Origin of the sequence: Rhizobium sp. WYCCWR10014 (genome assembly GCF_001657485.1) — a bacterium.
Lineage (GTDB): Bacteria > Pseudomonadota > Alphaproteobacteria > Rhizobiales > Rhizobiaceae > Rhizobium.
The window spans coordinates 17,352-29,115 of the sequence record NZ_LXFU01000028.1; the positions used below are offsets into that span (position 1 = coordinate 17,352).

The 11,764-nt window shown below is 61.2% G+C and carries 15 protein-coding genes and 1 pseudogene; 12 read left to right on the forward strand and 4 right to left on the reverse strand.

The window, feature by feature from the left end:
• Nucleotides 1-8 precede the first annotated feature (8 nt).
• From A6U98_RS08190 to A6U98_RS08215, 6 genes are all read left to right on the forward strand, one after another.
• A complete protein-coding gene (locus tag A6U98_RS08190) occupies nucleotides 9-1,058 on the forward strand; it encodes a toprim domain-containing protein (protein WP_033182420.1) in 1,050 nt (349 codons plus the stop codon).
• Nucleotides 1,059-1,437: 379 nt separating this feature from the next.
• Nucleotides 1,438-2,379 (forward strand): DUF2493 domain-containing protein, encoded by a 942-nt coding sequence (locus A6U98_RS08195; protein ID WP_033182419.1) that lies wholly within the window; start codon nucleotides 1,438-1,440, stop codon nucleotides 2,377-2,379.
• A gap of 73 nt (nucleotides 2,380-2,452) precedes the next feature.
• Entirely contained in the window at nucleotides 2,453-2,713 is a 261-nt protein-coding gene (locus tag A6U98_RS08200; RefSeq protein WP_033182464.1) for a type II toxin-antitoxin system prevent-host-death family antitoxin, read from the forward strand.
• Nucleotides 2,703-3,122, forward strand: a complete 420-nt coding sequence (locus A6U98_RS08205) for a hypothetical protein (protein WP_033182418.1) — start codon at nucleotides 2,703-2,705, stop codon at nucleotides 3,120-3,122. Before A6U98_RS08200 ends, A6U98_RS08205 begins: the two co-directional genes overlap by 11 nt.
• 464 nt (nucleotides 3,123-3,586) lie before the next feature.
• The gene (locus A6U98_RS08210) at nucleotides 3,587-3,910 is read left to right on the forward strand and encodes a DUF736 family protein (RefSeq protein WP_033182417.1); all 324 of its coding nucleotides are present in this window, start codon (nucleotides 3,587-3,589) and stop codon (nucleotides 3,908-3,910) included.
• A 57-nt stretch (nucleotides 3,911-3,967) separates the two neighbouring features.
• Nucleotides 3,968-4,300, forward strand: a complete 333-nt coding sequence (locus A6U98_RS08215; protein WP_033182416.1) for a hypothetical protein — start codon at nucleotides 3,968-3,970, stop codon at nucleotides 4,298-4,300.
• Nucleotides 4,301-4,363: 63 nt separating this feature from the next.
• Here the strand turns inward: A6U98_RS08215 and A6U98_RS08220 are convergent, their stop codons facing one another.
• A complete protein-coding gene (locus tag A6U98_RS08220) occupies nucleotides 4,364-4,642 on the reverse strand; it encodes an HU family DNA-binding protein (protein WP_011654510.1) in 279 nt (92 codons plus the stop codon).
• Between the two features lie 415 nt (nucleotides 4,643-5,057).
• Between A6U98_RS08220 and A6U98_RS37095 the strand changes: the two genes are divergently transcribed.
• Nucleotides 5,058-5,225 carry a hypothetical protein gene (locus A6U98_RS37095; protein WP_165402123.1) on the forward strand — a complete coding sequence of 56 codons (168 nt, stop codon included), beginning with the start codon at nucleotides 5,058-5,060 and terminating at the stop codon, nucleotides 5,223-5,225.
• Between the two features lie 198 nt (nucleotides 5,226-5,423).
• On the opposite strand, the gene A6U98_RS08225 is transcribed toward A6U98_RS37095, so the two are convergent.
• The gene (locus tag A6U98_RS08225; RefSeq protein ID WP_033182415.1) at nucleotides 5,424-5,699 is read right to left on the reverse strand and encodes a WGR domain-containing protein; all 276 of its coding nucleotides are present in this window, start codon (nucleotides 5,697-5,699) and stop codon (nucleotides 5,424-5,426) included.
• A gap of 506 nt (nucleotides 5,700-6,205) precedes the next feature.
• Between A6U98_RS08225 and A6U98_RS08230 the strand changes: the two genes are divergently transcribed.
• A complete protein-coding gene (locus A6U98_RS08230) occupies nucleotides 6,206-6,691 on the forward strand; it encodes a hypothetical protein (RefSeq protein WP_033182414.1) in 486 nt (161 codons plus the stop codon).
• A gap of 1,069 nt (nucleotides 6,692-7,760) precedes the next feature.
• Here the strand turns inward: A6U98_RS08230 and A6U98_RS37510 are convergent.
• Both A6U98_RS37510 and A6U98_RS37515 read right to left on the reverse strand, forming a co-directional pair.
• Nucleotides 7,761-7,889, reverse strand: a pseudogene (locus A6U98_RS37510) (LysR family transcriptional regulator); the annotation flags it as partial.
• A gap of 83 nt (nucleotides 7,890-7,972) precedes the next feature.
• Entirely contained in the window at nucleotides 7,973-8,155 is a 183-nt protein-coding gene (locus tag A6U98_RS37515; protein WP_033182413.1) for a hypothetical protein, read from the reverse strand.
• A gap of 668 nt (nucleotides 8,156-8,823) precedes the next feature.
• Here A6U98_RS37515 and A6U98_RS37520 point away from each other — a divergent pair.
• The 4 genes from A6U98_RS37520 (at nucleotide 8,824) to A6U98_RS08255 (ending at nucleotide 11,762) form a co-directional block, all read left to right on the forward strand.
• Entirely contained in the window at nucleotides 8,824-9,318 is a 495-nt protein-coding gene (locus tag A6U98_RS37520; protein WP_245304491.1) for a hypothetical protein, read from the forward strand.
• 679 nt (nucleotides 9,319-9,997) lie between these two features.
• On the forward strand, nucleotides 9,998-11,074 hold the full coding sequence (locus A6U98_RS08245; protein ID WP_033182411.1) for a transglycosylase SLT domain-containing protein: 1,077 nt from the start codon (nucleotides 9,998-10,000) through the stop codon (nucleotides 11,072-11,074).
• On the forward strand, nucleotides 11,074-11,433 hold the full coding sequence (locus tag A6U98_RS08250; protein WP_033182410.1) for a TrbC/VirB2 family protein: 360 nt from the start codon (nucleotides 11,074-11,076) through the stop codon (nucleotides 11,431-11,433). The genes A6U98_RS08245 and A6U98_RS08250 overlap by 1 nt, the downstream gene beginning before the upstream one ends.
• Nucleotides 11,434-11,435: 2 nt before the next feature.
• Nucleotides 11,436-11,762 (forward strand): VirB3 family type IV secretion system protein, encoded by a 327-nt coding sequence (locus tag A6U98_RS08255; protein ID WP_026154667.1) that lies wholly within the window; start codon nucleotides 11,436-11,438, stop codon nucleotides 11,760-11,762.
• Nucleotides 11,763-11,764: the final 2 nt, after the last annotated feature.

Below are 11,764 nucleotides of genomic sequence, written 5' to 3' on the forward strand. Positions count from 1 at the left end.
GGTCTGCCATGCTTTCCGCTTCCGATCTGGCGGGCCGTCTCGCGCAAAACGCGGAGGCGGTCTGCCGCCACTATCTTTCCGCGGGCCGCCGGGCCGGTAATTACTGGCTCATCGGCGATGTCGACAACAACAAGGGCCGGTCGCTCTACGTGCATCTGGTCGGTCCGCGCGCCGGCAGGTGGACGGATGCCGCGACCGGTCAGTTCGGTGACCTGCTCGATCTCCTCCGCGAGACCTGTGGCCTCGTGGACTTCCGTGACGTTGCCGAGGAGGCGCGTCATTTTCTCAGTCTGCCCCAACCCGAACCGGTGTCAGACGTCAGGGGCGACGTCGGTGATGCCTCTCCGGTCGAGCGGCCGGCGACGGAGCAGGCACGACGGCTGTTTCGAATGACGCAGCCGTTGGCGGGTACGCTCGCCGATATCTATCTGCGCGAGCGTGGCATCTTGCGGGCGTCGACCCACGCGGCCCTGCGCTTCCACCCGTCATGCTACTATCGCAATTTCATGACTGGCCGGACGACGAGCTATCCGGCCCTGATCGCAGCCGTCACCGACGACGCCGGAGTGATCACCGGCGTGCACCGCACCTATTTGTCCCCGGGGCTCGACCCGAACGGAGTCGGCAAGGCCAAGCTGGACGATCCCCGCCGCGCGCTCGGCGGACTGCTCGGTAATGGCGTCCGTTTCCGCTTTCCGGTCAACGCGTCCGCGCCTGTCCTGGTGGCAGGTGAGGGCCTCGAAACCATGCTGTCCCTCTCACACGTGATGCCCGGCATGCCGATGGTTGCGGCCCTGACTGCTAATCATCTCGCGACTTTCAACGTCCCGCCCGAATGCCGGCGCCTCTACATCGCCGCCGACGCGGATGCGGCCGGCCGGCATGGGATCGAGGGATTGAGCCGCAGGGCGCAGGATCGAGGCATCCTGCCGTTGGTGCTGTCGCCGGAACTCGGCGACTTCAACGAGGATCTGCGCTGGCTGGGTCCGGACCAGATGACCGCAAGTCTGCGGCTTCAACTCACTCCGGAAGATGCGGTGACCTTCCTGCCCCGATGAGCCTTGCCGGAAGGCGCAGGAGAGCGGGACGCAGGCGGCGTGGGCGAGAGGACGGTCCGTGGTGCGGGCTCCTCGTGTGGATTCGCGCCCGCGGGCCTGCCGAGAGGCGACCCTTACCACGCGGGCCTCCGGGCCTTCAGCGGGTCGGTCGGGTTTCTTCCCCTGCCGGGCCATTTCCGCGCATCGGCTCCCCGAAAACCGGTTCCCACTTTTCGGCCGAATGCGATGGCCCGTCATTCCTCGCGGATCAAGAAACCCTTCCTCCGCCGCCCGGCGCTTCGCTGGGCCGCTGCGCTTCGCTCGCGGTTCCGGCCTCGGCCCGCGTGACCGGGTTCGCCGTCAGGCCGCGAGAGGCGCGGCCCACGAAACGGAGACCACTATGGACCTGATCCTTCCCCCCGACGACGGCTTCGAGCCCCATCACGCGTCCTCTCCGACCGACCGCTTCATCTACGAGATGCAGGTCTTCGGCTATCGCCCCTTCCAGGACGAGCCCGACCCACGGCCATTGCCGGAGGAACCGCAGGTCCAGTCATCGATCACCGCGATCTTCGACGCCTTCGCCGAGATGCTCGGCGACACCCGGCTGGAGCCCGATCTCGAAGACCTGTTCTGGTCGGTCCCCAATCTCTTCCATCGCGCCGGCGAGCGCATCCAGCGCGAACTCGACCGCAACGAGGAAGCGCAGCGCACCGGCCAGCGCGAGCAGGACGGCTCGGAGGTGAAAAGTGTCGAGCTCGAACGCCTGGTCGCCGAGGGCATCACGCTCTTGGAACGCAGGAATAGCTTCGAGTTCATGCGCGACTATGCCGCCGACCTGTTCGAGGCGCAGACCGGATCCTCCTGGCGACCGCGCACCGGATCCAAGGTAAATCATGCGAACATGACGGCGGCGATGATCGACAGCCGTGACTTCCTCTCGGCCAGACGCCGCGCCGAGACCGAGGTGCTAATCCCGGCCGGCACCAAGATCGCTTTCGCCGGTGGCATGGACTATAACGATCATGAGCGGATCTGGGCCAAGCTCGATCAGGCGCATGCGAAGTATCCTGACATGGTATTGCTGCACGGTGGCGCGCCGAAGGGTGCAGAACGTATCGCCGCCTGCTGGGCTGAAGCCCGCCGGGTGACGCAGATCACCTTCAAGCCCAACTGGACGAAGCATGCCAAGGCAGCACCCTTCCGCCGCAATGACGATATGCTGTCGGTCATACCCGCCGGATTGATCGTCTTTCCCGGAAACGGCATCACAGGCAATCTCGCCGACAAGACACGCCGGCTCGGTATTCCGGTCTGGCAGGCATCAGGAGACGGCGCGTGAGCGCCGGTTTCCTGAATATATGGAAAACATGGAGAAGATGGATTATATGGAAACTGAAGTGGACACGATAGCGATGAAGCAATTCACGACAGGTGACTTGAATAAACAAATCGGCGATATCACCGACGCGGCGAGCCGCGAGCCGGTGATGCTCACCCGGCACAAGAAGCCGCGTTTCGTGCTGATGAGCTACGAGCACTATGAGCGCATGCGCACCGGCGGCGATCCGCGCCGGGCCTATCATATCTCGGAGATGCCCGCCGAGCATGCAGAACTGTTCGACGAGGCGCTCGATAAGTTGGCGCGCGGCGAAGGCTACGACGATGAGCCGTGAATTCCGCCCCGGCGAGGTCATCTCCTATCCGTACCTACGGGCCTGGCAGCAGCAGCGCGGGGAAACCGAGGGCCGTAAGCAGCGCCCCGTCTGCGTCGTGATCGCCATCCGCAATGCCGCCGACGGAAACACGCACCTTGCCCTTCTCGCCATCACCACCCAACCGCCGCAGACGGGCCGGATCGCTCTGGAGATCCCGGAGATCGAGCGCAAGCGTGCGGGCTTAAGCGATCTGAAGCAGTGCTGGATCATGGTCGACGAATACAACTACGATATCGTCGAGCGCTCCTGGTACATTGAGCCCGATCAGGACATCCTCGGCCGCTTCAGCAAACCCTTCATGGTGAAGATCGCCAGACTGTTTGCCGAGGCGCGCGGCCGAACCGGCCGGGTCAACCGCCTCGACTGAGACTTCCCGCATCCCCGCCGCCCTCCGAAGCGACATCCCTTGAAATCACCTCCGTCAGGCGGTCCGGCTCCGCAGAACTGCAGTTGCGACAGGAGAGGCGGATAATTCGAGTGTCGCGCCGACCGAAGCCGCTCTGATGACGAGGATGGGATCAGAACGGTGCCAATCTCTCGCGATGTGCCCGACTGGTTGACGGCCAGGGTCCATTGATCCGAACACCACGACGCATGTCACGAGCGCGGCACTCCGCGCGGCAGCAAACGGCCGCCACGGCGAGGTCTCCTGACGACGTCGCAATCAAGGACCATTCCCGTTCTTTATGTCGCCTTTCTAAGGGACCGGCCGCGATCAGCGTCAACCCCGCAAGGGGGTTTCCCTTCGCTACGCTGCGGTGACGCCTGCGGCGCGGCCCCTTCTTCGGGCGCCATCGGGAATGGTCCCGATGCAACGAAGGAGACAATCCCATGGCTACCACGATCGCAACCCTCACCGAAAAGACCGACGGCACTCTCGAAGGCGTCTTCGCCACCATCCGGGTCAATGCCCCGATCGCCCTTATCCCGAACGCCAACAAGGCGAGCGAAGAAGCCCCGGACTACCGCATCATCCACCGCAAGACCGGCTTTGAGATCGGCGCGGCCTGGAACCGCATCTCCCGCCAGACCGGCGAGGAATACATCTCTACGAAGCTCGAAGCGCCCGAGATCGGCGTGATCTTCGGCAACGTCGCCCCGGCGCCCGGCGGCGAGCCCGGGAAGAAGGTCATCCTCTGGAACAGCCCTGCCTGAACCGGACCGCCGGCCCCGCAATCGGGGTCGGCTCCCCCCAATTGAAAGGAGGCCGCCATGAGCCGCTACACAATTACCGTCACCAGAACCGCATCCCGCCACTCGGACCCTGATGCCGTTATCGGCTACGACCGCCCGCTTCAGACGTTCTTCCTCCAGGCATTTCCGGACGCAGGTGCCGAGGATCTTGGACTCTGGCTTGGCACTGACCTCAGGGAGTTCGAAACACTGTCGCAACTGCGGTCCGCAGCAATCGCACGCGGTTTCGACTTCATACCCTTGGCATCGGGCATCCTTCACAAGCTGCTGGACGACCGTGCCCGCGAAGCGCATCACGCGGTCAGCGACACGATTATCCAGGATCTTCTCAACGGAACATCCGCTCGCTGACGCAAACGCAAAACGAAAATAGCCCGGCACGGCGCCGGGCTATTTTTTGCTTGGCTGACAAGATTACTTGTTCAGCGCATCCTTCAATGCCTTCGCCGGCGTAAAGGCCAACTTTTTGGCCGCGGCAACCTTGATCGTCGCGCCGGTCGACGGGTTGCGAGCCTCGCGCTCCGGTGTCGCCTTCACCTTGAACTTCCCGAAGCCGGGGAGGGACGTCTCGTTGCCGGCAACGGCTGCCTCGGTGATCGATGCAATCACTGCTTCGACGATCGCCTTTCCCTGGGCCTTCGTGAGGCTGTGTTCGCCGGCGATCTTGTCGGCGATTTCATTGGTCGTAGTCATTTTCCTCTCCGCATCAATGTTAATGCGAGAATCCCTGACAGGGGATCCAAGCGCTGTCATCGACGCACCGCACCAACTTCAGCGATTTGCCCGTTTTTCCACAACTACGAAGGGTCTTTGGGGCATCGCCGTAGGTCTGCATGGTGGATCCGCAAGCGGGCATCGAGCCCGCTCGCGGATCTCTGGTGCCATACGGAGAGGGAATGTCTGCTCAGTCCGGCCGAGTATGCCATGGCGGCATGAAGGCCTCAAGGACGAGCGGTTCCCCCAAATTTCAGGCCCGGTCCTGCGGCCCGAACCAGAAATTCGGCTCCCCCACTCGCCGGCTCCGCCGGTCGCTACCGCGATCCTTGACCCCTCCATCCCGCCATGACCGCGGGCGTCGTCTTTCACAAACGTCAAGGAGACGATGACAATGACAAACGAACTGGATCGGACCATCGTGGAACTGCAGGCCGAGTTGCGGAACGCGCACCCGGACGAACGTCGCCAGATCGAGGCGGAACTCGACCTGGCACTGGCCGAGCGCGAGGTTCTGGTGGCAGAACAGGAAGGGCGCCTCAGTGCCGAGCCACCCTTTTGAGGGTGGCTTTCGCCATGTCACCTGGACCGACGCGCCGGATCGACCGGCGCTTCAGGCGCGCTTCGCTCGCCGCCGGTATGTGTCAGAACCTGCGGAGGTTCTTGCGGGAAGGGCGGAAGCGGTGGGATACCCCCACTCCTGTTTCGCTCCCATGCCATCGACATCAGGATGGCATCTGCCTCCGCGGCACTCCCTTCGCTATCGATCACCCGATGCATCTTCCCGGATATGCGGTTTCGGCCTGTATCCGCGCGACCGCCTCTTTCGCAAAAGCTGAAGGAACAGCCTGACCGCCTCTTCCTCCCGCGCGAAATGATGCTCCCGCCTTTGACCTCTTGCGCCGATACGACCCCATCGACGGATGAGACAGGCCTCGCCGAACAGGTTGGGCTCGATCGACATGGCATAGTAGCGGGCCATGTTTTTCGAAGCGTCGGTGCGTTCGACATAGAGCTGGTAGCGTTGCGCAATCATGGCACGGAGAATCGAGCAAGGCGGTCTCGGCGTCCAACGACATATTTGAATCGGTCGGTATCAATTGATTCATGCTGATGATGGCTTGTCGGCGGATGATCCGGGCGAGCCGCCTGCGGCGGACGGTGCTATTCGCCGTCGCTCACGGAGCCCGCAAAACGGTCTCCGCCCATTCGGGTCACGCCCCTCTCGCGGTTGTCGCATCGGCGGCGGGAATGTTTCACGACTACGGCCGATGATAAGGCTGCATGGCCGGCTGGACGCCGGATACGGACACGGCGCCTGGCGGCGCCGTGGTCTATCTCTCTCTGACGTCCCATTGTGCACCCGCCGCTCCGGCGTCAAGCACTGCGCGGCCCCTCCAATTTTCAGTCGCCGTCCCTTCGGGCCATCACCAGAAAATCGGTTCCTCCGCTTGCCGCCGCTGGCGGTCGCGTCCGCGATCCCTGACCCCTCGCGGCTACGGTGCGGCCTCCTTTCGTCAGAGACGGAAAGGAGACACTACAATGTCCAATGACTGGTACTACGTCCATCAGCTCGCAGTGCTTGCGGGCTTCAGGCTCACCGTCCTCGCAAATCGCTTGGGTTGCGAAGATGAATTCCTATTGGAACTGCATGACAAGCTCAGCGAGGGACTGGCATGTGCAATTGCGCGGGTGCAATCCATCACGGCACTGGAGCGCCAGCTTGCCAACGAGCCGGACGAGGGAGGCCTCGCCGCTTTCCAGCTTCACGGCGAAGAGGAATGGCTTGCCCGTTTCCGGATCACGCTGCTTGATCATCTCGAAATCGACGTCGACACTCACGAGTACCGTGTGAACGGCGGCGACTGGCACTATGCGCTCGCGGCCGATTGCGACGGCATCGAGATCAGTTATCCGAGCCTTGTCGCCCTCACCGACGCCGAGTTGGGCACGCTCGCCCCGATCATGCGCGCCATCCGCAGCGAGGCGGGCATTGCTATCAGCATCGCCCGTGTCATCTACGGTTGATGCGCCGGCGAGGGGCGGCTACGGCCGTCTCTCGCCTTTTCTGCTGGCTTGACCGCTCGCGGGCGTCGAGCCTGCGCGCGGTCTTGAGGGGAGAGACTTGCCGCCTCTCCCCTCAACTCCTCTCTCCCTGTGGTGCGGGTTGAGACCCGCCCGGCCTGTCGGGCCGGTAGGCGGACGCTGCCGCGACTTCCCCAAACAAGACGGAGAGGACGAGTACCTTGCGCTGCGCCCTCCTGCTTCGGGCATCCGCTCCAGGTGCGCGTCCACTCCTGCGGTGCGCTCGCCGTCTCATCGTTCGCATGTCGTCGAGGCCGTTCCCTCCGGTCACGGTCCTCTCGACTGCTTACGACGACGGCTTGCTTCAGCATCTCTCAAGAAATCTGTCCGGCCCACTGTGCTGTTCCTCCGGCGCGGATCACAGGCAATGAGCCCGTGATCGCTGTTGCTTTGTCTGGCGACTCGCAACAGCATCGGCGCCTCGGGCACGGTGGGCCAGACAGATTTCTTGAGAGATGGCAGGATAGGCTAACGGTATACCATTAGCCGTTTTCGCCCGAGGGGGGATTGCCGAGAGGCGTGATCAGTGCCGGAATCTGTCACCGCTTATTCGCAGGCGTAGGGTCTGCCCGGACATGGACTTGGTCCTGGTAGAGTTCGTTCGGCGGCAGAAAGAGGCACCTCCTCACGGCGCCACCTTGAATCGTTAGTCGGTGAATCGGCGGGCGGGCAATTCCCCCGTTTCGCCAATCGGTAGAAGAGAGATCCGGCGTTCTCGCGTTTCGGCGGTTGGGCTGGTCGGTGGAGCAGCGAATAGGTTCGTCCGCGATTGTGCGGCTGGGATAATGGGCGATGGGGTGCTTCGCTAACTCCGCGCATCGGCGAACCGGCGATCGCGTTTATTACTCATCGACGATTTCGGCGAATAGGTGGTTGAGCAAAGCGGCGTTTTGCGGATTGCGCGTATGAGCCGGTAGGTGATTTCGCGAATCCGCGGTTCGGCGATTGCGCTGATGAGCGATCTTGCGAATGATGTCTCGGCTACTTTTAGCGGGGAGGCTCTTACCTGCCATTTGCCAACGTAAGCCGCCAGTTCATCGGGCATTTCGTTGGGAACCGTCTGCTTGAGAAATTGCAGGAAAGCTGCCAGGCGTGCGCTGAGCAGACGTCGCGACGGATAGATCGCCGACAGTGCGAACTCAGATCATCAGCAGGTGCGGGTTCAAGACGTCGTTTGTGCGTGGCTGCGGGTGAGGCAAACGACCTTACGGCGAGCCTCGGTCTTCAACACGAGTCTTTCAGATGGTATGCCGCCCGATCAGAGGAGTCCCTGTCCGAGCGATGGAGGTTGATGATCCGAGCGGCATCTTTGAGGCTTATCCCGTGCTTCTTGGCGGAGTAGTCGACGTCATATGGATCGGAAATCTTCTTGCGTGTCTCCTGCTCGATTTGTTGACGTCGCTGCATAGAATCTCCTGAAATGATTGAGGGAAGGGTTCATGCAACGATGGCTGCTTCGTCGTTGTTTGACGATAGTGAATGCTATTCAGCAATCATCTTGGAGGCAGTTCCTGGCTGGCTGTGGCAGCGAAGACTCTGCCGCGTCAGCGGGAGGGACCGCTTCATCGGGTTTTGGTGCTTCCATTGATGTGGGCGGCGCCCCTTGCTCAATATAAACCTCATGCGTCGGATGTTGCGGCAGGTCGTCTCCGCAGCATTTGAAGCCCTCAGGCGGCCTCATCTGGTTGATAAAATATTACACTGGAGTATAAGTATAGCTCGCTGCGCGAGGGGTAAGGTCGGAGATCAGAACACCACCTGCGCGCCCTCTACGCTGTTAACAACCGGGTCTGCATCTGACACACAATCGATCCCTACTGACGAAGGAATGGTACAAAGTTCCGATATCCATCGATTGCCCGGGCTGCGGCGCACAGACCCGGTCCGCCGGCATTGTCGTCGGACCATCGAGCCTCGTCAACGCTGCCGACAGCTCTGAGAACGATGTTCTGAAGCGGCCATGGACACCGCTTGATGCCTTCGCATTCGTCGAGTCGCTCGGTGGTCGAACGAAGAATGTCGAGCAGTTCATTGTCAACCGCTTTCACAACGCGTTCGAATTCAGGAACGATCACTTGCTGGCGATCTGCCAGCACTGCGGGGAGAGTCTTTCACCTGCCGCTACCCGCTCTGTCGCCATGAACGGCTTTGTCCGCCTTGGGCAGAGACGTCTGCTGGTCAACGAACGGATGCTGCTCTTCGCATCGCACGTTGTGTTGACGGAATTCCATGGCGGCACGTCAATCGAGGAAAGCGGCCTGCTGCATCCAGATTACGCGCTCATGCTGATCTGCGATGCGGAAAGTACAGGCGGCGAAACCGGTACCGTCGAACTGTGGCACAGCATCGCGCGTAATGACTACGCCATCACTGTGAAAGGTCACGAAGGTCGGGAGATTTGCCGTGACACCCTCCATGATGACCTCGCCGTCGTAGTGGCCACTGTTTCCAATCTCGGACTGGTCCTGACGCAGCTCCACCTGGCACAGCCATCATCACCCTACTGCCGGCTTGCCCGTGATCTCTTCCTCGAAACCCTTGCCCATGCCGGATATCGGCAGGAAAATTAGAAAGCAACACGATGCGGATTTCCAAAACGCGATCGGGATCTTTGGCTATATTGATCCTGTTGTCCGGATGTGGCGACCTGACACACCCAACGCGACCGCTGCCCCCAGTCCCATTTGCTTACCTCAGCCTCACCGCTTGCAGAGCCTATGCCAGCAATATCGTCGAGTGCCAGCTTGAGTATGGTACACGGTTTGGACGCCAACGCCTCGGTCCTGTCCAGCAGACGGGTCTTAATATCAGTGGCGGTGACAGCCGCTATCAGGTCGCGTCCTGCTATCCGGTCTCGAGGATCCAGAGGGAATTGCCCAATTTCGTCTGCCGAATCTATGAGCCTCGATCAGGAACGGATGTCAGTCCGGTGTTGATCAAAGGAGGCACTGCGGTGCGCTTAGCGCGTGTTCTGGGCGATCGCGAACAGATCCAATATCGCTGGATGCCAGATAAATGGTCGCGGCTAGACGACTGAATTTGCTCAGGAAAAGAGCGCCCCGCCATCGCTATCGCTGCCGATAATTATACCGGAGTGAAATTTTAAGCTTGATTTCCGTAACGGAATGCAGTTCAAAATCTTATACCGCAGTATAATTATGAACTGGTTCGGCCATGGAACGAATCCCACTTCCGCCTGTGAAAACACCGCAAAAGGCATGGTCGCGAAGCACGCTGTGGGTTGCTGGAATGTCGACAATTCTGCTCACCGGTTTCGCTTCCAACTCCGGCGACAGCGATCTGCCCTTCTATCCAGGAACGCCTGCTCACGCTGTTGGGCCTGGCGGTATCACGACTGAGAAGGTGGGGAGAGTGGCAGCCCGGTTGAACCCAATCGCCGGGTCAAGTCTGGCCGCTGCAGCCAAGCAGCCGCCACAGCCGACAATCGATTGGGTCAGCTTCAGCCAGCGCTTTGACGCGCCGAACGATGAACGTCCGATTGGTGCCAGTGCTCTCCCATTGGAAAAGGTTGAAGAGTTTGATAACCGGCGTGCGGGTTTACCAGGAGAAGCGGCTGATACTGCGAATGCACGGCGCGATCGCACCGTGCATTCGCCAATCGGCGTCTTCTCTTTCGACCAGAGGCCAGCCACACCGGTCATTGATCCGGCGGCCGAACCAAACTTGGATGCCAAACAGTCGTTGGCGCCGCCTCGAGCTGATCTGCTTTCCGGCATTCCCGAAGAATATGCAAAACTGGCAGTGACGATCGCCGCTGCGGAAGAGGTTGACCCGAACTGGGTGCTCTCGATCATGCGCGCCGAAAATGCGAGCTACGATCCACGCCTCGTCAGTCCTGCCGGTGCCGTCGGTTTGATGCAGGTGATGCCGCGGATCGGCGCAGCCTTTGGTGCGAATGATCTCACCGATCCCGAACAGAATATCCGCGCCGGCACTCGATTCCTCCGTGTTCTCATCGACAAGTATCGCAATCCTGTGCTTGTCGCCTCTGCTTATAATGCCGGTGAGCCTCGTGTCGATCTTCGCCACTCCTTGCCGCAGATCCGGGAAACCGCGGACTATGTCACGCGTGTCGTCGGGTTCTACGTTGGCGCGGTGGCGACCGCTACGGGCATGCATGGCGGCCTGTTAGTTCCGTCGGAGTCCGGCTCGAAGCGCCGGGCAGGAACTGCCGACCGCGCGAAGTCGCCGATGCTTGTTTTTTCTGTTGCAGATCCGCTCACAGCGGCGAACCGCTCCCCCCAGGAAGACGGACCGACCCACGTTGGCGGTGCGGTTAAAATCGTCAAGGAAGAGGTGCATTGATGAATGTAATCGCAATGGCAGTCCTTTATGCCGGCGTCGCCTGGCGTTCGAGGGCAAAGCGCAAGTGGCTCGGCAATGCCGCGATGGTGTTGGCGACCACCCTGATCCTGCTTGTCAGCCAGTTCGAACCAGCGGCGGCGCAGAACCTTGATGCGCTGCAAAATGCCGCTGACCGGCTGGTGCAGTTCTTTACCGGCCCCTTCGGCCGCTCGGTCGGAGCGATCGCCTTCATCGGCATGTTTCTGGCCGCAGCCTTCGGATACTGGTCCTGGGGCGCCCTGCTTCGGGTCGGGGGAAGCCTTGCCGGCATGTTTGCTGCCGCCGAACTGGTCGACTTCCTCGCTGGCAGTGGGTCGTAATCATGGCGGCATTCAGCGGCAACACCGACGGCGGGGACGACTACATCGAATGCCATCCGGTCATCCTCGCTCTGACACGGCCGCCGACGGTCATGGGGATCCCTTACACATACTTTCTGGCGGAATGCTTCATCTCGCTGATGGTGTTCATGATCTTAGGCTCGATCCTTTGGTTCCCGGTCTCCTTCGTGATCCTTCACAGCATTCTCTATGTGCTGACGGTGAAGCTCGACCTGTGGTTTTTCGAGATCGTCGGACGCCTCAGCATGTGCGGCGTCAATCCTCTGGGTCGAAGGCTCGGCGGTGGCATCAGGACCTATGGGGCGTGATC